The sequence below is a fragment of the Grimontia hollisae CIP 101886 genome, from assembly GCF_000176515.1.
Lineage (GTDB): Bacteria > Pseudomonadota > Gammaproteobacteria > Enterobacterales > Vibrionaceae > Enterovibrio > Enterovibrio hollisae.
Genome location: NZ_ADAQ01000010.1, coordinates 231,068 through 252,947, shown reverse-complemented (window position 1 = coordinate 252,947; position 21,880 = coordinate 231,068). Strand labels below are relative to the sequence as shown.

Genomic DNA, 21,880 nt, shown 5'->3' with positions numbered 1-21,880 from the left:
CTCATTTTTGCGACCAAAATCAGAATGTATGTCTATAATTTCGACAGGTATAATGTGAGAGGCATCCTAGATGAATACATGGAGAGAACAAGAAGTTGCCGAGTTTTATGTTGAAATTTCGTCCAAGCGTACTGTTAGTGATGTAGGCGCGGAGTACGAAATAACAGGCAGAGGCACTGATTGGCACGACTGTATAACTTTGTCGTTTGAAGGTTTTAATGATTCACGCATATTGTCGCTGGACACTATCTGGCGTGACCTGATTGAAAATAAGAAAGCCAAGTTTTCCGGTGAAGTGCTGGCGCGCGAAACGATAGTAAAGTTTGGTGACAATGTGCAATTAGAGACACCGTATAACGTGGAAATCAGGATCACTCACTAAGTTCATCGAATGAAGACAGTAAATCGTTGGCGAGCGGTTATCTGGGCAAATCACGACTTTTTGCCCGGGTAACCTCCATTAGAGTGCCGCTATCTGTTGCCTTTCCTCCTATTTTGTTTCTGCTTTCCTGCGTCGATTTCTCCGCCACAAATTTCTCTTTACACGAATAAGTCAACCCGTCACGACCGAGCGGAAAAAGAGCTGCTCGTAACGTTTACCTTCAATCAACCACATGAATCTTGATATGACACCAACTAATACCAGCGCAAACACCAGCCGTACCCAGAATATCGCTATAAAGTCAGCGCCAATCACCAGCATCAGCAATGTATCTTCAATCAGGCTGTGAAGCAGTCCCAACAAGGTAATGGCAGTGAATATATCTTTCGGAGGTATGTGTCCTCTCTTGGCTTCGTTGATCAGCAGACCGCCACCATATGACAGGCCAAGTGTAATACCAATCAGCGTCAGGTTGGTCGCCTCTTTGCTGATGCCGAGCAGGCGCAGGAATGGGCTTAGTGCTTTGGCAATCAAACGTTCTATACCCAACACTTTCAGCAGGTTAAGTACGAAGAGTAATACGGTGATAATGACGAAGACCAATATCAGGTTCTGGAATTGGCTGATGCCCCATGCTGTCAGTGAAGCAGCATTTTCCATTGCTGGCTGCCAGAGAATCTGTGTAAGGTTTTATAGTAACCCGTTTGAAGTTAACAGAATTTTCATTTAACAAGAGTGTTTGCTTTAAAATTTCTTGTTAGTAAAGTTATAAGAAATTATGACGGATATTTAATTGGATTTAAGAAGCATGGACATTGATAGGATCGATAAACGCATTTTAGTCGCACTGCAACAGGACAACCGAATCGCAAATGTTGATTTGGCAGAACGTGTTGGACTTTCGCCGCCTGCATGCCTCAAGCGCGTGAAGCGCTTGCGTGACGAGAAAGTGATCGCACGTGATGTGGCTATTTTGGACCCGGCGTTAGCAGGGGTAAAAATGACAATGATTGTATCGGTGGAAATGGAAAGGGACCGTCGGGAAATTTATCAGACGTTTCGCACTTCAATCCTTAAAGCCCCGGAAGTGACCCAGTGTTACCAAACGTCTGGTAGTTATGATTTCGTGCTGATCGTGAATGTCACCGATATTAAAGCTTATGAAGCGTTTGTTGAAAGGGTGCTGCACACCGATCTCAACATACGCAAATTCCATACGTCTGTGGCTATGCGTCAAGTGAAGTTTGAAACAGCAATAGGGTTAGAAAATATATCAATTTGATCTTCCCATAAAAAAGCAGTAAGACCTGCTGCTTTGGGATACGCATAAACTGTCGACGCAAATAATGAAACTTTCCCACACCCCAATCACCCGGCACACGTTTAATGGCGATGCTTTCTACCTAAAGCGTGATGATCTTTTACACCCCTATTTTTCCGGCAACAAAGCGCGCAAACTGATGGCGTTGCTGGAGTTGGAAGATGACACTATCACACACTTGATTGGCTATGGCTCGCCGCAGGCAAACTCTTTGTTATCTCTTGCAGCGCTTGCCCAAATAAAGGGATGGAAATTAGAGTTCTATGTTGATCGTATTCCGCAATGGCTGAAAGCGCACCCGATTGGTAACTACCGTCAGGCACTGGCGTTAGGGGCGGCGGTTATTGCGGTCTCTGACGTTTCTGATGTTCCTGTGCATCCCAAGGACTACATTGACACCTATCGAACAGGGAATCACTGTCTGTGCGTGCCGGAAGGCGGGCGTTCACCACTGGCAGAAAAAGGTGTTGCCATGCTTGCCCAGGAGATTCTGAATTGGGCGCAGACCCATTCAATCAACAATTTGGTCGTCGCTCTCCCTTCCGGGACAGGCACAACAGCCCTATTCTTGCATAAACATCTAAAAAATCAGGGGATTGACGTGCTGACCTGTCCGTGTGTGGGTGGTAAAGCGTATCTGGTTGAACAATTTCGCGAGCTGGGTGAATCCTGCTTTCCCACCATTATTGAACTATCGGCTAAACACCATTTTGGTAAACTTTACCAGGATGATTACCGGATGTGGAAAGCGTTGCTGGATGAAACCGGGGTCGAGTTTGACTTGTTGTATGACCCGATGATGTGGCGTTGTTTACAACAATGGCGGGTAGCCAACCCTGATAAAACGCTCTTGTATATCCACCAGGGGGGGATTGTTGGCAATGAAAGTATGTTGCCGCGCTATCAGCGGAGATTTGGCCTCTGAAAATGACAGGCTATGCACTACTCTGACCAGCAAAGAGAGCGTTGATCAATCGAACGCTCGTGCTATTTTTAGATGTCAGGTAAGAGAAATGGGCGAATGAGTAAAAAGCAACAGACACGCGAACAGATTTTGAACACCGCATTTGAAATGGCGAGCCAGGAAGGGCTTGAAAGCCTGACTATCGGTGAACTGGCAAAGCGTGTGGGAATGTCGAAAAGCGGTTTGTTTGCCCATTTTAATTCGCGCGCCAATTTGCAGGCAGCGGTGGTGAGGTATGCAAGTGAATGTTTTGTCGCGCGCATTATTGAGCCCTGTCGCGATGCGTCGCATCCCAGCATTGAGGCCAAGATTCGCCATATGCTGGATAACTGGTTAACCTGGAACGATTCCTTTCAGGGAAGCTGCATGTTTCTTGATGCCTGGCGAGAGAGCCATAACGATGATGACCCAATGCAACAGGCACTGGAAGGTACGATTAAAACCTGGCTCAACTACCTGCGAATACAGTTTGAGAAAGGCATTGAAACCGGCGAGTTTCATGATGATCTGGATTGTTGGCAGACGGTTTATGAACTGTATGGCTTGTATCTCAGCAGTCACCTGTTCAGGACGTTAAAACTGGAATCGGAATGTGCCCAGAAATTCTGGAAAGGCATTGACGATTTGTTCGCCAAAGCCCGGAAAAAATCATAATTAAGCAGATGGATTGCTGGTCTGCTTTTTCTTTGAATTTAAATAGCACGACCGTTCTAAAAATAGAGGAGCACCCATGAGTAGCAAAATCTACTTCGGTAATAGCAACCGGTTCAGTGTCCGCAAAAAAGCGTTGAACATCGCAAGCCGTTTCCACCATAAAATCGCGCCCAAGCATGCGCTGAAGACCGCTCGCAAACTGTTCCTGACCCCAGCGAAAGGGCGAGAGGTGAATCCAGTGCCTGCAGGTATGGAAATTGCGACAGTAGAGACCGCGCAGGGCAAAATGATGACGTATAGGTTGGGCTCTGGCCCAACCTGGATGCTAACGCATGGGTGGTCGGGTTCCTCAAACCAGTTTTTTCCTCTGATGGAATATATTGCCGCAGCGGGTTTTACTGCGCTGGCCTACGACCATCCGGGTCATGGGAAAAGTGACGGGAAAGAAGGCAGTATACCTGCCTTTCTGAAGGCATTGGACGATATTTTGAACCACCAGGAAAGCATTGAAGGGGTGATTGCCCATTCTATGGGCGGGGCGACCTTGCTGGAAAGTGAGCATCCTGTGTTGATGGGTAAGCCCATTATCCTGGTTGCCCCAGTACTTAAATATTGGGAAAACCTCTTTGGTACGGTTGAAGCGTCCGGTTATTCAATGAAGCTTTTCAAAGAAGTGGTGGCGACAGTGAGTGAAGAATACGGAGTACGCATTGAAGATATCGATCCATTTAATAAGCTCGCAGCCCGTCAATCACCGGTATTTATTGTCCATGACAAAAGTGACAGGTTTGCCCCGTTTGGCGTATCGAAAGAAGCGTCTGAGCATTTTGGGCATGTCACTTTGGTAGAAACTGAGGGCTTGGGACATGGCCGGGTGCTAAAAAGCAAACCGTTAAGAGACGTCTTTATCAACGCTGCGTCGGTTGTGAACTGATAGGGGTAAACTGACAGGTCAGGCAGAATTTACGTTATCTCTTTTCCTCGCCCCGTTTTTACTCTCTGCTGTGCTATTCTCACCGTGAAATGTCACACTCACAATGGGTTTTTCCTTGAAAAAAATCGCTGTATTCGCAGATGTTCAAAACGTGTACTACACCACCCGTCAGGCATATGGCCGCCAGTTTAACTACCGGAAATTGTGGCAGCGTCTTCAGGAAATGGGGGACGTGGTCTGTGCCAATGCGTACGCCATCAGGCGTGATGACGACCAGCAAATCAAGTTTCAGGATGCCCTTCGCCATATCGGTTTTGAAGTGAAGCTGAAGCCTTACATCCAGCGCAGCGATGGTAGCACCAAAGGTGACTGGGATGTAGGTATTGCTATTGACGTGATGGAAATGGCCCCAGAGGTAGATACCGTGGTTTTGCTTTCTGGCGACGGTGATTTTGATTTGCTGATGAACAAAGTGCGTGAGCGCTATGGTAAAGAAGCCATTGTGTTCGGTGTGCCCATGCTGACGGCCAACTCATTGATTAACAGTGTCGACCGGTTTATCGGTATTGAAGACGACTTGCTGCTTTAACGCTTGCCAGATTTCTATGTTAAAAGAGCCCTATCTCGGGCTCTTTGACGTTTTATCAGTTACTTACCGGCAATATTCAGTCGCGCAAAGCGAATCAGTGGTGAATAGAACTGGCCAGCATAGTTTGGCACCACGGTATTACCAACCGCTTCCACTTCCTTGATCATGGTGTAGAAGTTACCGGCCACCGTGATACCACGGACAGGCTGGAGGCGTTTACCGTCACGGCAAAGGAAACCGCTTGCTCCAAACGAGAAGTCTCCACTGATGGCATCGGCACCGGAGTGAACACCTTGCAATTCAACCAGTTCAAGGTATTCACCGGCCGTCACTTCCGCTTCACTGCTGGTGCCTGCACCAATCACATCATGACGGGAGCTTACGCTCAAAGTGCCTTTGGGTGAGCGGCCAGCATTGGCCGTATGCGCCACACCAAAATGCGCCGCTGTGGCCGAATTATGTAAAAGGCCAACCAGTTCGCCATTCTCAATTAGCGTGGTGTCACCGGTAGCAAAGCCTTCACCGTCGAACGCCTTGATCGCGTGGCCGCCCGGCATATAGGCGACGTCCCGGAATGTCAGCAACGGGCTGGCAACCTGTTGGCCTACTTTATCGCGCCAGGGGTTGATACCGCGTTTTGCTGATTCGCCAGAGAAGCAGCTGCCGAAGGCACCAAGTAACTCGTTCAGACAATCTTGCTCAAAAATCACCGAATATTGCCCAGTGGCAATCGGCGCGCCTTCAAGCAAGGCTTCCGCCATTTCGTAAGCATCGTTGATCACTTTCTCCGGCGTCAGGCCGTCAAAGGTGCGGGCAACCGAAGCGGCGACATGCATGGCTTGTTTGTCGTTGTGATCCAAGAGTGCTGCGGTATAACAGCTCAGGGAGCGTGACTGGTGGAAACAGCGGGTCCCCAGTGTGTTGCCCAGCAGGGTAATACCGCTGCTTTCACTGTACCCATTGTACGGCGCGCCTTTTGCCAAGGGTTTTTCCCGGATCTTACTTTCCAGCGACAGGGCCAGCTCAATTTTCTGCTCTGGCGTGGCGTTGTCCTGTTGGTAGATTTCAGGATAATCCGTGCGGATGTTCAATCCCTCAGCGCGGATTTTTTGCAGCGGATCTTTCTTGGTAAAGCTGGCATTGGTCAGCGCCTGAGCGACCATCTGGGCAAGATTATCCGGCTCCAGAGATTCGGAGTAGCTGATGGCGACGTGTTCGTCTTTGATCACCCGAACGCCAATCACCTGACTGGCAGTGACCTTGTATTCAGACAGTTCGCCCTGATCCGCTTTCAGACTGAAACTTTCGCTGCTGGATGCAATCACATCTGCCTGGGCGCCACTTTTTTTCGCCAGTTCAAGCACCTGCTCTATGGCGCTTTCTAATGTGTTTAATTCACTCATCAGTTGCCACCTCCTACCAGAATATTATCGACTTTAAGTGCAGGTTGTCCCACGGTGGTTGGCACCGAGCCACTCACTGAGCCACACATGCCGGCAGCAAGCTCGAAATCTTTCCCTACCATGCTGATCTCTTTCAGCACCTTGGGACCGGTGCTGATCAACGTGGCCGATTTCAATGGCTTGGTGATTTTCCCGTTCTCAATCAGGTACGCCTCCTGAACTGCGAAGTTGAATTCACCGGTTCCCGGTTGCACAGAGCCTCCGCCCATTTTCTTGGCATAGATACCGCGCTCGACACCGCTTATCATGTCATCAAATGACGCATCGCCCGGCTCGATAAAGGTATTGCGCATGCGCGAGGTTGGGGCATATTTGTAAGACTCGCGACGGCCTGATCCGGTGCGCGCGTAACCGGTTTTCAGGCTTCCCATGTGGTCAACCATAAAGCTGGTGAGTATTCCATCTTTGATTAATTGGGTGCGCTGGGTTTCCATGCCTTCATCGTCGATGTTGATTGAGCCCCACTCATTTTTCATCAGGCCATCATCCACAGCGTTCACCACAGGATTAGCGATCATTTCACCCATCTTGTCATGGAAAACTGAGGCTTTTTTGGCAACAGAGGTGGTTTCCAGCAAGTGGCCACAGGCTTCGTGGAAAATCACGCCGCCGAAACCGTTACCAATCACCACCGGCATTTCACCAGACGGGCAGGCGTCTGCGCCCAGCTTGACCAGTGCCTGTCTTGCGGCCATCTCACCCAATTCTTCGGGATCAATCTGGGTATTAAATTCCCAGCCAGACAGCATCCCTGGCGCTTCGTAACCGGTAGATTGTTCGTTGCCATGCGTTGCGACCACGGACGATGCGATACGGGTATAATGACGGGTATCCTGCACATGAAGGCCGGTCGAGTTGAAAATCTCGATTTGTTGCTCACGCTGGGCAATACGGCCAATGATCTGTGAAATCTTGTCGCTTTGAGCACGGGCTTTTGCATCAACACGTTTCAGGAAAGCAATTTTCTCTTCCACGTGGTTGTTGGCAGAAAAAGGCATGATTACCGGATGACGTTCATCCGGACGGGTGAAATTCAATGCCCCGGCTTGCGCAATCTGATCGCGTTTGTCTTTGGCACACAGCAGGGAGGTGACTTGCTTGAGCTTTTCCTCATCCTGACTGTTGGTGTAGCCATAAAGCACCTTGTGGCCAAAAAATAGCCGGATACCGATACCGAAATCGATACCTGAGTTGACTTTGTCAACCTCACCGGAAAGCAGCTCTACGCTGCCGGAATGGTGGCGCTCAACAAACAATTCGGCAAAGTCCGCCCCCAAGAACAGGGCGTGGTCTATCACTGCTTTGGCAGTGCAGGGGTTTAACATTCCTTCCTCCTAGAGAGAGTCGGTTTTCTATTACTTTGAGGTTATCAGCTATACGTAAAGGCACCAATCATCTTTGCCTTTTAGTGGCATCGGTGAAGGCTATCTGACTAAAAAACACCCGTCGTCATGCCAATAACTGCGCATTAGACCTAGGTGCGTAGAATTCAGCGTCTTCAGATGGTTTGCTTATCTATGATGAAGTTACACTTTCGTATCCCTGCTGGATTGATACACTGAGCAGCCTGACAATGATCAGTGCACGGATAGGAATCTTTATGGCCGAAAAGCTAACCAAAAAAGTCCCCACCAATATCATCACCGGTTTTCTTGGTGTCGGTAAGACAACTGCCATCCTGAGTTTGCTCAAACAAAAACCGGAAAACGAAAACTGGGCAGTACTCGTTAATGAGTTTGGTGAAGTCGGGGTTGATGGCGCATTCCTGAGTGAGCAGGGCGCGATAGTGAAGGAAGTGCCGGGAGGCTGTATGTGCTGTGTGGCAGGCTTGCCAATGGCGATTGGCATTAATGCACTGCTGGCCCAAAACCCGGATCGTTTATTGATTGAACCAACAGGATTGGGTCACCCCAAAGATATTATCGGCAAACTGCGTTCTGAACATTATGAAAACTACATTGCGCTGAACGCCACAATCACTCTGGTTGACCCGCGTAATTTTGCCGACAAACGCTACACGGAAAACCAGAATTTCCAAGATCAGCTCGCCCTGGCGGATGTGGTTGTCGCTAACAAAACAGACCTTTGCTCACCGGCTGATCTCGAAGCGTTTGACCGTTACGTACAGAGCTCAGAAATCGCCAAGCTGGCGTCCGGATACGTCGAGCAGGGGCAGCTCAATCCGGAATGGCTGGCATTGCCCCGCGTTGATCGTAATGCGCAGTTTGGACACCACCATTCACATGATGATGAAATGCCCCCTTTTGAGCTGGAACCCGGGGAGAAATACCGTCGCAAGGAAAACAAAGGGCAGGGGTATGTCAGCTGTGGCTGGGTGTTCGAGCCCAACACCGTGTTTCCTTTTGATTCGCTCTACGGTTTGTTTTCTAACCTGAATGCAGAGCGTGTAAAAGCGGTGATGAATACGGATGACGGCATGTATGCATTCAACGTGGTCAACCAGGTGGTGACAGTCAGCTCAATCAGCCTTGAGGGGGTTGAGTCGCGGGTGGAAGTGATTGATAAAACGCCATTACCCTGGGATGACTTGGAAGCGATCCTGCTTTCTTTTATTCAATAACGATAAAGATGCCCGATGACAAGTCGGGTATTTTTTGCCTGATTGGCATGAGATGGGATGGCGACGGCAAATCTGTCTATGTTTGGTCATTACTTAGTCAACCCTGATCTCTGATATAGCCATTAATCATAGATGCATAATAATCAACAGTACCACCTTGTTGATTTTTAAATAAAAATAACATTTTATTAAATCTCCAAAAAAGGCTATTATCCGATACGAATTATCCAACCTTAAAAGAGGTTTAGCGAGAGCCTGGAGTTGGTTGGTGAGTTGGTAAATTGTTGCAAAAATTAGATGTTATTTTTGCATTTTAAGGATGTGTAAAGTGAAGATTAACCACAATGCCCCGAGTAATTTTGCGTTTCCTTCAACGACAAGAGGTAATATACCTCAGCAACCTCTATTTATTGCATCTGTAAGACATGTTGATGGAAATAAACGTTTTATTAACATACCGAGGCCTGACTATAATATTTCATCTCAAAAAGTGAGGGTATCAGCTCCTGTGTTCCCGGCGCCTGATTATGACACCTCTACCGCAAGAGGGGGAGCATCAGCCTTGGTGTACCCGGCGCCTGATTATGAGACCTCATCCCCAAGAGGGAGAGCATCAGCCTTGGTGTACCCAGAGCCTGATTATGATACCTCATCCCCAAGAGGGGGAGCATCAGCCCTTGTGTACCCAGAGCCTGATTATGATACCTCTACCGCAAGAGGGAGTGAGCCGGCCCCCGTGTACCCAGAGCCTGACTATAAGACTTCATCCAAAAAAGTGAAGTTTGTAGATAACCTTGACCTTAAAAGTGATGTGGCGCTTGATGTAGGGAAAAAAATTGGCTTTGGTGGATGCGCAGATGTTTATGAAAACAAATCTAACCCAGACGAAGTCCTTAAGTTATTTAAGGTAAAAATGTCAAAAGAAGAGGTTGAACATGAGGTGGACTGTTTTTGTAAATGTTACGGAGAAGGCAGTGCGTCAATCATAATCTCAAATAATGAGATGCTTGGAATAAGAATGAAGAAGATTAATGGCACGCCATTGGCTAACATTGATGCGCTTCCTGGTAAAGCAAAAAATAAAATCGAGTCTATGATAGAAGACCTGGAATCCAAAGGTATATTCCATTGCGATTTAACAGAAACAAATATACTTTATAATAGTGATGAAAATAAATTTTATTGTATTGATATCACTAGTTGTTCAGTAGACTTGAATGGATCGAATAATTCTAAATCGTTATTAGATGCCTATTGGGGGTGGGGGCGAAATTATATCATTGGATATGTGAATGATATAATAAATTTCAATGTCCAATAAGGTATTGAATTTTTATTTCCGATAATAAGTAGTCAGCCCGATAAAGCCGTTTTTGAGGAAACGGCTCAGTTCTAAAATCAGGAAGCTGAGGTTTCAGCTTCCCTTTTCCATCAACATATGCTCGTAAAATTTCGTTTTTAGTATGTCTTCGTTATCTTGAAGCATAATATCATGAGGGTTATGCCTCAATAATTTTGTTGCGCACTAAAGCGCGGCGTACGCTGGTACACATCTTCCCAAAGCGACGGATTTCATCAAATTGTGGTGTAATGCCGCGGGACATGGCCGATTCCCAATACGTCAGTTCAGAATCGACCATTTCCAGCAATTTTTTCGGGCAGCCAATGCAGTTGCCATCAGGCCCGCAGACAAAAGTGTCAGATTCATAGAGCGGAAGTTCCTGCTTTACCTGCTCAATGATTTGTTTCATTGCATCCATGCGAGTCGGTTTTTTTGCCATACCGTATGACCCGCGATTCAAAGAAAACCGGATTTTATGCCTTCTGTTGACGCTTGTCGATGTGAGCGTTTGGGGGCAGGGAGGATTACTGCCTGACGTGCTCCATCATAAAATTCGTTAACACCGTGCCGCGCACGTCTACCTGCTGCTCTTTTACCACGGTAAAACCCATATGCTCGAAAAACGGGCGTGCTGTTATGCTGACATGGGCGTAGTAACGGGTTACGCCCAACCGGCGACCTTCATCAAAGAGTGCTTCCATCAACGCCCGGCCAATGCCTATCCCCTGAAATGCCCTATCACAGAAGAAATGATCGATAAGCCCGTCAGCCTGCACGTCGGCATATCCAGCTATCTTGCCTTCCCATTCAGCGACGAAGGGATTGATCGCCTGTATATTCTGTTTCCAGATCGCGGGATCGAAATCGTGGGGTGCCCAGGCAGAGACTTGTGCCGAAGAGTAGTCCCGGATGTTGATGTTTCGCACTGTGTTGAAAAAAAGTGTCCAGAGCAAAGGCTCTTCGCCTTCGCGATAACGGCGAATAGTGATCATGGGTTTTTCCCAGGAAAAAGCTTGTGCTCCAGTCTAAAGCGGAGAGCGGCTTAAAACAAAGGGCAGGTATCACTGCCCTTGTTGTATTAATGAGGTGCTTGAGCGGAAGATTACGCGTATGCCGCAGCAAGCGTCATCCAATTACGTTTTTGTTGTTGGAAGTCTGACTTCAGGATGTGGAGCTGTTGAACCAGAATCGCTTTTTCATATTTTTTCAGCAAATTTTTCTTCTTTAAATCAAGCAGACGCTTTTGGGCCTCGTAATAATCACTCATGCGGGCAACCAGGGCTTCATACTCTTGTTCGACGAGTTGCAGGCGGTGTTTGGCATTTGGGGCCAGGTTCAGGCGTGCCTGAATGTTTTTTAGCACCATGGCTGCATGTGCCTTTTCAATGCGATCCGGTGGTGTCACGCGCAGCTTCTTAGTCAGCCCAAACCAACTGCTTGCCTTAATCAGCCACTTGGTTGGATCGAATTGCCACCAGTGAATGCCGTTGCGGTAATCGTTTTCAAAAATATGGTGGAAGTTATGGTAGCCCTCGCCGAAGGTCAGAAAAGCCAGGATACCATTGTCACGTGCGGTGTTTTTCTCGGTGTAGGGTTGGTTACCCCAAACGTGGGCCAGTGAATTGATAAAGAAAGTGCAATGATGGTTCAACACTAAACGGGTAAAGCCAATCAGGATAATCGCCCCCCACAAGTCACCATGAAGCAATCCAAATGAGATGGGGATACCGGCGTTAGTGGCAATAACCAAAGGCAGGTAATACTTATGCTGCCACATCACTATCTTGTCTTTTTGCAGGTCGCGGCAGTTGCTGTAGTCCGTATAACGGTGTTGTTGATATTCACGCAACATCCAGCCGATATGTGAATACCAAAAGCCGCGCTTGGCCGAGTAGGGGTCAATGTCATTGTCGTCCACATGGCGGTGGTGCACGCGATGGTCAGAAGACCAGTGCAGGATACTGTTTTGAACGGCAAATGCACCGCCAAGGGCAAAGATAACTTTCAGTACAGGGTGGGCTTCGTAGGTTTTGTGAGACCACAAGCGGTGATAACCAGCGGTGATAGACATACCACAAAACGTGAACGCAATAAGCAGCATTGCAATCTGTGCGCCGTCAAAGCCGTGATAGTAGGCCCAAAGAGGGGTTCCAATCGCAGCGACAGCAAAAGTGATAACGAATACCGATACATTCAGCCAAATGATCGGGGGTTTATTGGTGTGTTTTGATTCCATTTCAATACCGCAAATTCCAGCGTACACATGTACGCTAGAATAATGGCGGTGAAATAAGCGGTCAAGATGGCCGTTAACACTTTGTTGCAGTTTTGCCTTTAAATTGCGCGAAGCGTTTCAAAACCACAAAAAAGGTGAAATACAATGAAAGCACCTCACCCTAAGTGTGGCAGTAAACTAAAGCACAATCTGGCCGCGCCGGTACAGCAAACCGCCTTCCACATCATCGCTGATAAGGAATGCGCCATCTAAATCCACTAAAGTGGCTGTTGCGGCAACCGGCAGCGCTGAACGCATGGCGATTGAACTTCCCAGCATACAACCCACCATGATTTTCATCCCGGTTGCTTTTGCAGCCTGCGCCAGTGTAAACGCTGCCGTTAATCCGCCGGTTTTGTCCAGTTTGATGTTCACCATCTGGTATTTGCCAATCAGGTTGTGGATATCATCGGCGGTGTGACAGCTTTCGTCGGCGCACAAAGGAATGGGGCTTGTTATTCCCCTCAAGGCTTCATCGTCGGTGGTCGGGAGGGGCTGCTCAACCATGGCAATATTGAGCGGCGCGATGTGGGCAAGTGTTGCCTCAATATCCAGTGCTCCCCAGGCTTCATTGGCATCCACAATCAGGGTTGCGTCCGGCGCGGCGTGCCGCACTGCAGACAGGCGTGCAAACACGTCTTCGCTATTTAGCTTGACCTTGATGAGTGTCGCCCCCTGCTCAACATAGGCTTTTGTTTCTTCGGCCATCTGCTTAGGTGATGCGATGGAAACAGTCATCGCGGTTTCTATCCTCTCCGGGAGGGCGAAGTTGTGCGGGAATGCCTCTGATTCCAAATCCCAGAGCGCGCAATCCAGCGCATTCCTGGCGGCGCCTGCTGGCAGCAAGGATTGCAATTGGTCGCGATCAAACACTTTTCCCTGAACGGAGCGGATTTGCGCCAGCACACTGTCAAAGCTTTCGCCATAGCGGGCGGTTGGCGAGCATTCACCTTTCCCGGTTTTACCCGCTTTTTCTATGGTGACCTGAATCACCTCCGCCTTGGTGCGGCTGCCACGAGATATGGTGAAAGGGCGCTTGAGTGTGTAACTGACAACGTCGGTGTTAATCTGCATGTGAATCCCCGAATGTATTGATGAGATTATCGACGATATTTTCCACGCCGAAACGAACCGGGTCCGTTGCCGGCAGGCCATGTTTTTCTTCCATTGCTTTTAGGTAGGCCTTGGCATCTTCTTCACTGAGTGACGAGGTATTGATTGCCATACCGACAAAACGTGGATTGGGGTTGGTCAGTTTTGCCAGCCGCAAACTGAGCTCGATGATGTCTTCCACTTTTGGCATCGGCATATGTGGCATATGGCGGGTATGGGGACGGTTCGCTTCATGGCAAAGCACCAGCGCGTCCGGTTGGGCACCGTGCAACAGCCCCATGGTGACGCCGGAAAATGCAGGATTCAGCAGCGAGCCCTGACCTTCAATCAATTGCCATTCGTCGTCATTGCAGGCTGGTGAGAGTGCTTCCACGGCACCGGCAATAAAGTCTGAAATCACCGCGTCCACGGCAATGCCTTTGCCTTCCACCAGAATGCCGGTTTGCCCGGTGGCACAAAATGTTGCTTTCATGCCGCGTTCTTTCATCGCTTTTTCCAGGGCGAGAGTAGTGAACATTTTGCCGACGGAGCAATCTGTACCGATGGTTAACAGGCGTTGCCCTGCACGTTTTTTACCGTTCCCGACGTCAAGCTTGTCGGCATAGTGGCGAAGGTCGAACAGCTGGACGCCAGCGGCGTTGGCAGCATCCGCAATAGCCGGGATGTCTGCCAGACGTTGGTGCAGGCCTGATGCGACATGCATACCCAACTGAATGGCGTCCACAATCATCGGGATCCAATGTTCTGCCAGAACACCCCCGGCATTGGCGGTTCCCAATACAAAAGTTTTGGCGCCTTTCGCTACTGCTTCCCTGGCATCCATTTCCGGAAGACCCAGGGAGGGCACGCCGTCATTCAGGCGAAGCTGGCCGAGGCATTTTTCCGGACGCCAGTAGTGAATACCGCGCGCCGTTTTAATCGCAAGGGGATCATGGCTTTCACCGAGCATCAGCAGGTAAGGGGATGGGATGTTCATGGTTCTCCGGTCTCCGGTAAGTGTCCTTTTGTTGATGTATTCACTATAGGGCTGAAAGGAAGGGCTGGAAAAATGCCATTTATGATTTGGTCATGCCATTTTGTTATCAAACTTACTGATTATTGTGAGATTGATTGGTTTTTGATTTTTATCTGACATTAAAATGCCGATAGAAAAGAGATGGGCTTAAGGACAGGATGTGAATATTGAGAGTAAATGGCTGGATGATTTTCTGGCACTGGCTGAGACACGGAATTTCTCGTCTGCGGCGGCCCTTCGCAATATCACTCAGCCGGCATTCTCACGCCGCATCCGTTTGCTGGAACAATCCGTCGGCGCAGAGCTCATCGACCGCTCCCAAACTCCCGTTGCCCTGACCGCCAGTGGCCGTATTTTCCGCGTGACCGCCCGAACCCTGTTGCATCAAATAGAAGAAGGGATCAGCCAGATTTGTGCGCTGAACTATTCCGATGGCAGTGTTGTCCGTATTGCTTCCGCGCACTCTCTGGCGCTGGACATGACGTTGTCCATCCAGCGTGCTTTTACGCCGGACACGTTACCCATGCTGAGTGTGGAGGCCATGAACGTTGATGAGGCTGTTGATGCCTTGCAGCAAGGGGAGTGCGATTTGCTGCTCGCGTTTGACAATGAGCACCTAAAGCTTCCACCGTTTGATTACATTGAAGTGGGGAATGCGGATTTGTTGCCTGTTTGCGCCACAGATGAAAAGGGGGCGCCGCTGTTTGCGCTATCATCCGATATGCCTGTCCCTTGGCTCGCTTACAGCCCTGCCTCATACATGGGCAGGCAAACAGATTCCCTGCGTTCCGCGCTTAACCTCAGAACCGTGTTTCTGTCCTCGATGGTAGAGATGCTAAAGTTGCAGGCCATCAATGGGCAGGGCGTGGCGTGGCTGCCGGATTTCTCTATTCGCCAGGAACTGGAGGATGGTCGTCTAGCCGTGATTGGCGAGCAGCAGCATGTTCGTAAAGTGACTTATTACGCTTATCGGTATCAGTCACGTTTGCACGCACCCGGGGAAAAAGTGTGGTCGGTGTTGAAAAAAATTGTGTCGGATAAGCCTTTATAATAACGCGATAAATTCGTATCACGGGGGATTGGTGTGGCAGGATAGTGCCAGCTTCCTGCTATATTTTCCTAACGCGCTGCCGATAACCATACCAATAACAACACCAAACAGCCTGCCTTGACGGAAAGAGAGTTTCACTGGCCTTTCGTAAATGCTGTTTGGGTAACGACTCTTCCGCAAAATAGGGTGTCGCGGAAGAGGATTGACGCTGGGGGTGACATGCCGTTAAAAGAACCAATCCCGAACTTCGTCAAAGCCATGGGGCACCGTATTGTCAGTTATATCCTGAACATTTCCGAGTCTGATGCCCGGCTGGTGCTGCAACACCAGGGATGGCTGGATGCCAAACAAAAAGAGACGCTTTCTTCCTATATCCAGCTTTGCCGCCAGATGCGTTCCGTCGCGGTGGCGCAAGGGGACATTGAACAATCGTTTTTCCATCGCCTGCCGCATGTCCTTCAAAACGGGCAGCATATCTTCTCCGTCTGGCGACGTCAGAATGGCGGTATAACGCCCGCTGTGAATACCAGTGATCCCCTTGCCAGAAGCCTGTCAACGGTGGCCGCAGAACTCTATCCCCTGTTTTTGGTGAAAGCCGGTGCCCGCCCGCACCTGTTTTACCGCGCATCAGGCCATTTAAGTGCGGCAATCATGCATCTGCCGGGGCATAAGGCTTTATTCCGCCATTTTATTGAAGATCACTCGTTTGAAAGGGTGTTTGAGACCATCGGCAATGAGCCCAGCGAAACCTTTGGCCACTATGCAGATTCCAAGGGAGGGCGAGGTGTTATTACCCTTTCTTCATTGCCCGCAGCGTTGTTGATTAACAGCTATGACCTGATGCGGGTGCGCGGGCCAATCTCGGCCGATATCTTCGTTGAAACCGTGTTGGAAATGCTGGAAATTGCACGCAGTGTGGCAGACGGTGAAGTGGCACAGATACCGCTATTTGTCGGCTTCAGAAACGCAGCGTTGATAGACTTTGATGCGCTGGATACCCGATGGGGAACCCTGCGTCGCTACACGCCGGCGATTGCAGAATATGTGTTGCAACAGCCAAGCCAGATGGCAAAACGCAAAGACAGCGGATTTATGTTGGAGTCCGGTTTTGCCTATGCCATTAATGTCGGCGATTTGCTCGAAGACGACGAGTGGCCCGACGATGTGATGGATGCAGAAAACGACAAAGTTGCCACCGAATTAAACATCACACTTTGTATGGCGATGTGTTTTCTGGACCAGACCCCACCGTTTGTTGCACCGGAATGGGCATGGCATATCGATCCTTTCTCACTAGAAGGCGCTAAACAGACGGTTGATACCGTGAAAGAGGCAGAAGAGCCCGTCTTTGTTACTAACGCTGTGTTGGATGATTTAGAAAACTGGAGCGTACTGCTGGAAGACACCGATTCAACCGGTATCCGGCTAGCCTTTGGTCGCCTGTTCAGTGCGGCACGCCAGCCTGATCGTCTCGATGGCTTGCTGGATGCCATTCTGGCATTGAGGAACATTTTCGGGGCAGGTGCCGATGCCGAAAACGTTGCCAACGCCGTGAATGTGTTGGTGAAAGGCGATGTGGAAGATGCGGTAGCGCTGGCTGAAAGCTTGGTGGCGGACTGGAACCTGATCCTGTCCGGTGAAGCCTGGTGGGATGCGGATGAAATCCGGGATAAAACCAACAACTGTATTGCGTTATGCCTGACCTGCTTGCACCATCTGTATCTTAAATTTCCTACCTTGGTCAGTGAGCCAGACCGGCTCAACCGGATCATCGCGTCGAAACAGGAATAGTGTCAGGCGGGTGGTGTTTGTTACTGATTTAACAGAAGGACTCTGTACAATACGAAACCGGTATTTAATAACAAGAAAGGAGTCAGTGTGAGCGCAACAGTCAGTCAGATAAATATTTTTCCGGTGAAGTCGGCAAAGGGCATTTCACTGTCCAATGCGTGGGTAGAGAAAATCGGCCTCAGCTTTGACAGGCGCTTTATGGTCACCGACAGCACTGGCAAAATGGTCACCGGCCGCACCGAACCCAAACTGACCGAAGTGACAGTGTCTATCCAGTCTAACGGTATTACGTTGACCCATCCCACCATGTCTCCCTTGGTGCTGAAATATGCCCAGTTTTCAATGAGTGAGACCCAAACTGGCGTGTGGAAAGATGAATTTCTGGGTTACGCGACCACCTCCACCGCGAATGCCTGGTTCAGCCATTTGCTGGGTGGCAACAAACAGTTGCTGTTTACCGGGGAAGAGGCGTCACCGCGCTATTCGCAAACTGCCCAGACGGAGGTGAGCTTTGCGGATGGCTTTCCGCTGCTGGTGATTTCAGAAGCCTCGCTGGAGGCGCTGAACGCGCGCTCGCCAGACAAGCACGTGATGGATCAGTTTCGCAGCAACATTGTGGTATCAGGCTGTGAAGCCTTTGAAGAAGACACCTGGGGTAAAATCCGCATTGGTGGAGTCACCTTCAAGGTGGCACGGCCTTGTAGCCGTTGTGTGTTTACCACGCTGGATTTGGACACCGGCCGCTTTCGCGCCAATGGTGAGCCAATTACCACATTGAGCCAGTTTCGCACCGACAAAGACGGCAACGTCAATTTCGGCATGAACCTGATTGCGTTGAATGAAGGTGTTATTTCAACCGACGATGAGATCCAGGTGCTGGAGTTTCGGGAACCGGAGGTTTATGAAGACAACACCACGCCAAAGATGCAATTGACTTGTAGTGAAGTGGAAGAGATCGCCAGGGATTTCAAAACCTTCTGGTTTACCCCGCAGCATGGCGCATTACCACAATACAAAGCCGGTCAGCATCTTCCTGTTGAACTGGAAATCAATGGTGAGCGCATCCATCGCCGGTACACCTTGTCTTCCTCTCCAACCCGCCCAGACAAACTGGCTATTTCGGTGAAACGTATCGAGGATGGTTTGGTCTCAAACTGGCTACACAACACCATGGCAGTGGGGGCCAGTATTAAAGCCCAGCAACCTGATGGGCAGTTCCATCTGGATGAAGATCCCGCGAGGCGTCAAAAATTATTGCTCCTTTCCGGGGGCAGTGGCGTGACGCCGATGATCGCCATGTTACGCGCGCTGGCAGACAACAGTGACATTCACGATGTGGTGTTTTTCCACCAATGCCGTTCGGAAGAAGACATACCGTTTGCTGATGAACTTCAAGCATTGCAAGCAGCGAATCCGGGTCTTAACGTCATGATGCTGCTCAGCCAACCTTCTGACAAATGGCAGGGAATGTCTGGCCGTTTGTGCCAGGAGCACCTGGCCCTGATCCCAAAACTTGTCCAGCGTGAAGTCTTTGTCTGTGGCCCTGAAGGCTTTATGGCGTCGGCAATGAACCTATTGGAAACATTGGGTGTGCCGGAAGTTCAACGTCATCAGGAGTTCTTCACGCCACCCACTGTGGGTAACGATGCGCCAGCGATGGACGTGAACATTACGATTGAAGGGGAATTTATCCGTGGTGAAAACCAGCGCCCGATTCTGATTCAGGCAGAAGAGGCGGGGGTGTATGTGGATTACAGTTGTCGCGCTGGTGTGTGTGGTTGTTGCAAACTCAGGTTGGTTGACGGGGAGGTAGAGCAGCCCGATATGCCCGCCCTTTTCCCGGGGGAAAAAGAAGAGGGATTGGTACTGGCCTGCTGCTGTGTACCCAAAAGTGATGTTATCTTGACTAAACCTTGAACAAACAACCGAAATTCAACGACTTTTTTCCTTACGCTAACACGAACAACTGCCATCATGGTCTATCATGAAGGCAGTTTTTGGGGGACAAGCAATGGTGCTTGCCAGTATAACCGGTGCGAGGAATACTCAATGACAGATGCAAATAAAAAAGGGGCATTACTGTTTGTTGCTGGGCTGGTTTTAGGTGGCCTGGTAACATCCAACCATTGGTCTTCTGCTGAGGGTAATACCCAATCTGAGCTTGGGGATACCCAGGCAGAACTGGCGCAAAGCCAGTCAGAGCTGAATGAGGCGCAACAACACATCACCCAGCTTGAGGCGTCAAACCGGCAGGCAGGGGAGAAGGCTGCTCTGTTAACTGAACAACTTGATACCAAAGCGGCAGAAATTGTCAGTCTGAAAGCCGAGCTTGATGATAAAGCCCGAAAATATACTGAGCAGGCTGAGCAATGGAAAAAGCAGACAGAAAAACAATCAGTTGCGATTATGCAGCTGAAAAATCGTATAAAGGACGCCGACCAGCTATATGCGGAGCGTCATCGCCTGACCGAAGCGATCAATGAGCTCAATGAAAAAATCCTCAAAGGTGCACACAAACTGGAACTCAGTCAGCAAGCCTGTGCCGAATTCAAAAAAGGCGACTCATGGAATAAGGTCTCCCAGACCGATTGCGACAACTTCGATGAACTGAAATCCCAAAATGATGCGATGATCGAACAGTTTGATGGTTTGAGTGCGGAACTGGATAAAGTGAAGCGGGCGCTTTCTGCCTTTGGCAATATGCCACTTCCAGAACAGCCTTGACCGTGTAGCAGGGGGACACATTCATTTCGCGGAGATTCCTACCCGATTTAATTTTTTATCTTTAAAACCATTAGGCATGTTTAGCAACTATGCTTATGGAAGTAAGGCTCGTTACTTTGCAAATTGCGTTATATTTCTTTGCCTTGCTTACGCCAACCATGAGTAACTGCCGCCGGAATTAGGGATAGAAATTTTGACGACCCGAGTATTAATCACCGACGATTCTGCACTGGCCAGAAAGCAACTGGCCAGATCTCTGCCAAGCACTATCCATGCCGATGTGACGTTTGCGGAAAATGGCAAAATTGCGATTGAACAGCTTCAGGCTTCCCGTTTCGATGTCATGTTTTTAGATCTCACCATGCCAGAGATGGATGGATTTGAAACACTGGAAATGATGCGCACCAACAATATCAATGTGCCTGTGTTTGTTGTTTCCGGCGATATTCAGCCCAAAGCTCAGGAAAGGGTACTTTCCCTGGGAGCCAAAGCCTTTGTAAGAAAGCCTGTCAGTCAGGAAAATCTGGCACAGCTTCTGGTTTCGTTTACAGGCAGTGCACCGTCTTTATCCGCGGATAAACCTACGCAACCTGCGTTGGACATGAAAATTGGCCGGCGTGAAATGTATCTGGAAGTGGTGAACCTGGCGATGGGACGTGCCGCAGATTCACTGGCCCGTTACTTCGATGTTTTCGTCCATATGCCCTTGCCCCAGGTGAACGTGCTTGAGGTCAGTGAGCTCACCATGACCATCAAGCATCTGGCGAATAATGACAACATAAACGGTATCTGCCAGGGTTTCAGCGGCGAGGGAATCGCGGGCGAAGCACTCATGTTGATATCAGACTCTTCGATGAATGATTTGCTTGGCATTCTGGATTACCCAGATGATGGCAGTGTTGATAATGACCTTGAAGTGCTGGTGGATGTCAGCAATGTTTTGATCTCTGCATTCTTATCAGGGATTGGTGAGCAGGCAGGGCTGGTGTTTGCCCAGAGCTATCCGGTGATCATCGGTCAACACCAATCCGTTGATAAGCTGGTTGAGAAGATGCATGGCACCTGGAAGCGAACGGTCACCATTGAAGTGAGCTACGCCATTGATGGCACCAACATCAAATGCGATTTGTTGTTACTACTGGTGGATGAATCCTTGCCACTGCTTGACGCGAAACTGGCCTACCTGATGGACGATGAGGAGTAGCCATGATTGACTCACCAGAATTTGAACAATTCAACTGGATGGTCGATATGGTTCAGAATATCGACATGGGCTTGATTGTCGTCGACCGTGATTTCACTATCCATATGTGGAATGGCTTTATGGTTCATCACACGGGCAGACACCCTAATAAAGTCAAAGGTCAATCTTTGTTCACTGTGTTTCCGGAGATACCCGAAGCCTGGTTTCGGGCAAAATGCCGCCCGGTCTTTGAATTAAAATGCCGCAGTTTTGTGGTGTGGAAACAGCGTCCTTACCTGTTTCATTGCCGGAATGTACGTCCTATCACTGGGCAGGCCAGTTATATGTACCAGAACGTCACGCTTAACCCCATCGTCAATCTGCGTGGTGAAGCGCAACATATATTTATCTCAGTGGCTGACGTTACCGGTGAAGCGCTGGCCTCCCAATAACTGTTATTTCCAGACATCTTAAAGACGAAGCCAGCGTTATTGCCGG

At 49.2% G+C, this 21,880-nt stretch carries 21 protein-coding genes and 1 pseudogene; 14 read left to right on the top strand and 8 right to left on the bottom strand.

The features are described from left to right. Positions 1–70 precede the first annotated feature (70 nt). Positions 71–382, top strand: a complete 312-nt coding sequence (locus VHA_RS05960; RefSeq protein WP_040528299.1) for a hypothetical protein — start codon at positions 71–73, stop codon at positions 380–382. Positions 383–553: 171 nt separating this feature from the next. On the opposite strand, the pseudogene VHA_RS05955 reads toward VHA_RS05960, so the two are convergent. After that, positions 554–1,060 (bottom strand): annotated as a pseudogene (locus VHA_RS05955) (hypothetical protein); the annotation flags it as partial. A 130-nt stretch (positions 1,061–1,190) separates the two neighbouring features. On the opposite strand from VHA_RS05955, the gene VHA_RS05950 reads away from it, so the two are divergent. The 5 genes from VHA_RS05950 (at position 1,191) to VHA_RS05930 (ending at position 4,844) form a co-directional block, all read left to right on the top strand. Further along, on the top strand, positions 1,191–1,664 hold the full coding sequence (locus VHA_RS05950; RefSeq protein WP_005502734.1) for an Lrp/AsnC family transcriptional regulator: 474 nt from the start codon (positions 1,191–1,193) through the stop codon (positions 1,662–1,664). 64 nt (positions 1,665–1,728) lie between these two features. Beyond that, positions 1,729–2,628 (top strand): 1-aminocyclopropane-1-carboxylate deaminase/D-cysteine desulfhydrase, encoded by a 900-nt coding sequence (locus VHA_RS05945; protein WP_005502733.1) that lies wholly within the window; start codon positions 1,729–1,731, stop codon positions 2,626–2,628. 96 nt (positions 2,629–2,724) lie between these two features. After that, positions 2,725–3,321 (top strand): TetR/AcrR family transcriptional regulator, encoded by a 597-nt coding sequence (locus VHA_RS05940; protein ID WP_005502732.1) that lies wholly within the window; start codon positions 2,725–2,727, stop codon positions 3,319–3,321. Between the two features lie 76 nt (positions 3,322–3,397). Continuing rightward, the gene (locus VHA_RS05935; protein ID WP_005502730.1) at positions 3,398–4,255 is read left to right on the top strand and encodes an alpha/beta hydrolase; all 858 of its coding nucleotides are present in this window, start codon (positions 3,398–3,400) and stop codon (positions 4,253–4,255) included. Between the two features lie 115 nt (positions 4,256–4,370). Then, positions 4,371–4,844, top strand: coding sequence for an NYN domain-containing protein (locus VHA_RS05930; RefSeq protein ID WP_040528347.1), 474 nt, complete (start codon positions 4,371–4,373; stop codon positions 4,842–4,844). A gap of 59 nt (positions 4,845–4,903) precedes the next feature. Here VHA_RS05930 and VHA_RS05925 read toward each other — a convergent pair whose 3' ends face one another. Both VHA_RS05925 and VHA_RS05920 read right to left on the bottom strand, forming a co-directional pair. Further along, complete coding sequence (locus tag VHA_RS05925) at positions 4,904–6,247, bottom strand: TldD/PmbA family protein (protein ID WP_005502728.1); 1,344 nt, start codon at positions 6,245–6,247, stop codon at positions 4,904–4,906. Then, entirely contained in the window at positions 6,247–7,632 is a 1,386-nt protein-coding gene (locus tag VHA_RS05920) for a TldD/PmbA family protein (protein ID WP_005502727.1), read from the bottom strand. The genes VHA_RS05925 and VHA_RS05920 overlap by 1 nt, the downstream gene beginning before the upstream one ends. Positions 7,633–7,907: 275 nt before the next feature. Here VHA_RS05920 and VHA_RS05915 point away from each other — a divergent pair, with 275 nt between their 5' ends. Beyond that, positions 7,908–8,888: a CobW family GTP-binding protein gene (locus VHA_RS05915; RefSeq protein ID WP_005502726.1), complete on the top strand. Its 981-nt coding sequence runs from the start codon at positions 7,908–7,910 to the stop codon at positions 8,886–8,888. A 328-nt stretch (positions 8,889–9,216) separates the two neighbouring features. Continuing rightward, positions 9,217–10,209 carry a type III secretion system effector kinase NleH gene (nleH, locus tag VHA_RS18395; protein ID WP_005502725.1) on the top strand — a complete coding sequence of 331 codons (993 nt, stop codon included), beginning with the start codon at positions 9,217–9,219 and terminating at the stop codon, positions 10,207–10,209. A gap of 178 nt (positions 10,210–10,387) precedes the next feature. On the opposite strand, the gene VHA_RS05905 is transcribed toward nleH, so the two are convergent. The 5 genes from VHA_RS05905 to dgcN form a co-directional block, all read right to left on the bottom strand. Continuing rightward, positions 10,388–10,669 carry a hypothetical protein gene (locus VHA_RS05905; RefSeq protein WP_040528298.1) on the bottom strand — a complete coding sequence of 94 codons (282 nt, stop codon included), beginning with the start codon at positions 10,667–10,669 and terminating at the stop codon, positions 10,388–10,390. A gap of 85 nt (positions 10,670–10,754) precedes the next feature. Further along, entirely contained in the window at positions 10,755–11,222 is a 468-nt protein-coding gene (locus VHA_RS05900) for a GNAT family N-acetyltransferase (RefSeq protein WP_005502723.1), read from the bottom strand. A 110-nt stretch (positions 11,223–11,332) separates the two neighbouring features. Beyond that, positions 11,333–12,466 carry an acyl-CoA desaturase gene (locus tag VHA_RS05895; RefSeq protein ID WP_005502715.1) on the bottom strand — a complete coding sequence of 378 codons (1,134 nt, stop codon included), beginning with the start codon at positions 12,464–12,466 and terminating at the stop codon, positions 11,333–11,335. A gap of 177 nt (positions 12,467–12,643) precedes the next feature. Next, positions 12,644–13,579, bottom strand: coding sequence for an N-acetyl-D-Glu racemase DgcA (gene dgcA / locus VHA_RS05890; protein ID WP_005502713.1), 936 nt, complete (start codon positions 13,577–13,579; stop codon positions 12,644–12,646). Beyond that, a complete protein-coding gene (dgcN, locus tag VHA_RS05885; RefSeq protein ID WP_005502712.1) occupies positions 13,569–14,594 on the bottom strand; it encodes an N-acetyltransferase DgcN in 1,026 nt (341 codons plus the stop codon). The genes dgcA and dgcN overlap by 11 nt, the downstream gene beginning before the upstream one ends. Positions 14,595–14,793: 199 nt before the next feature. On the opposite strand from dgcN, the gene VHA_RS05880 reads away from it, so the two are divergent. The 6 genes from VHA_RS05880 (at position 14,794) to VHA_RS05855 (ending at position 21,834) form a co-directional block, all read left to right on the top strand. Further along, complete coding sequence (locus VHA_RS05880; protein WP_005502711.1) at positions 14,794–15,684, top strand: LysR substrate-binding domain-containing protein; 891 nt, start codon at positions 14,794–14,796, stop codon at positions 15,682–15,684. 219 nt (positions 15,685–15,903) lie between these two features. Beyond that, positions 15,904–17,475: a hypothetical protein gene (locus VHA_RS05875; RefSeq protein ID WP_005502709.1), complete on the top strand. Its 1,572-nt coding sequence runs from the start codon at positions 15,904–15,906 to the stop codon at positions 17,473–17,475. Between the two features lie 87 nt (positions 17,476–17,562). After that, positions 17,563–19,392, top strand: a complete 1,830-nt coding sequence (locus tag VHA_RS05870) for a hybrid-cluster NAD(P)-dependent oxidoreductase (protein ID WP_005502708.1) — start codon at positions 17,563–17,565, stop codon at positions 19,390–19,392. A gap of 132 nt (positions 19,393–19,524) precedes the next feature. Further along, positions 19,525–20,199: a hypothetical protein gene (locus tag VHA_RS05865; protein WP_005502707.1), complete on the top strand. Its 675-nt coding sequence runs from the start codon at positions 19,525–19,527 to the stop codon at positions 20,197–20,199. A 193-nt stretch (positions 20,200–20,392) separates the two neighbouring features. Next, a complete protein-coding gene (locus VHA_RS05860; RefSeq protein WP_005502706.1) occupies positions 20,393–21,403 on the top strand; it encodes a response regulator in 1,011 nt (336 codons plus the stop codon). 2 nt (positions 21,404–21,405) lie between these two features. Next, positions 21,406–21,834 carry a PAS domain-containing protein gene (locus tag VHA_RS05855; RefSeq protein ID WP_005502704.1) on the top strand — a complete coding sequence of 143 codons (429 nt, stop codon included), beginning with the start codon at positions 21,406–21,408 and terminating at the stop codon, positions 21,832–21,834. Positions 21,835–21,880 lie beyond the last annotated feature (46 nt).

Excerpts from the sequence above, each read along its gene's own strand:
- VHA_RS05950 (WP_005502734.1), top strand. The coding sequence starts at position 1,191 with ATGGACATTGATAGGATCGATAAACGCATTTTAGTCGCACTGCAACAG.
- VHA_RS05915 (WP_005502726.1), top strand. The coding sequence starts at position 7,908 with ATGGCCGAAAAGCTAACCAAAAAAGTCCCCACCAATATCATCACCGGT.
- VHA_RS05945 (WP_005502733.1), top strand. The coding sequence starts at position 1,729 with ATGAAACTTTCCCACACCCCAATCACCCGGCACACGTTTAATGGCGAT.
- VHA_RS05905 (WP_040528298.1), bottom strand. The coding sequence starts at position 10,669 with ATGGCAAAAAAACCGACTCGCATGGATGCAATGAAACAAATCATTGAG.
- VHA_RS05865 (WP_005502707.1), top strand. The coding sequence starts at position 19,525 with ATGACAGATGCAAATAAAAAAGGGGCATTACTGTTTGTTGCTGGGCTG.
- VHA_RS05935 (WP_005502730.1), top strand. The coding sequence starts at position 3,398 with ATGAGTAGCAAAATCTACTTCGGTAATAGCAACCGGTTCAGTGTCCGC.
- VHA_RS05960 (WP_040528299.1), top strand. The coding sequence starts at position 71 with ATGAATACATGGAGAGAACAAGAAGTTGCCGAGTTTTATGTTGAAATT.
- dgcA (WP_005502713.1), bottom strand. The coding sequence starts at position 13,579 with ATGCAGATTAACACCGACGTTGTCAGTTACACACTCAAGCGCCCTTTC.
- VHA_RS05925 (WP_005502728.1), bottom strand. The coding sequence starts at position 6,247 with ATGAGTGAATTAAACACATTAGAAAGCGCCATAGAGCAGGTGCTTGAA.
- VHA_RS05900 (WP_005502723.1), bottom strand. The coding sequence starts at position 11,222 with ATGATCACTATTCGCCGTTATCGCGAAGGCGAAGAGCCTTTGCTCTGG.
- dgcN (WP_005502712.1), bottom strand. The coding sequence starts at position 14,594 with ATGAACATCCCATCCCCTTACCTGCTGATGCTCGGTGAAAGCCATGAT.
- VHA_RS05920 (WP_005502727.1), bottom strand. The coding sequence starts at position 7,632 with ATGTTAAACCCCTGCACTGCCAAAGCAGTGATAGACCACGCCCTGTTC.
- VHA_RS05855 (WP_005502704.1), top strand. The coding sequence starts at position 21,406 with ATGATTGACTCACCAGAATTTGAACAATTCAACTGGATGGTCGATATG.
- VHA_RS05895 (WP_005502715.1), bottom strand. The coding sequence starts at position 12,466 with ATGGAATCAAAACACACCAATAAACCCCCGATCATTTGGCTGAATGTA.
- VHA_RS05875 (WP_005502709.1), top strand. The coding sequence starts at position 15,904 with ATGCCGTTAAAAGAACCAATCCCGAACTTCGTCAAAGCCATGGGGCAC.
- VHA_RS05940 (WP_005502732.1), top strand. The coding sequence starts at position 2,725 with ATGAGTAAAAAGCAACAGACACGCGAACAGATTTTGAACACCGCATTT.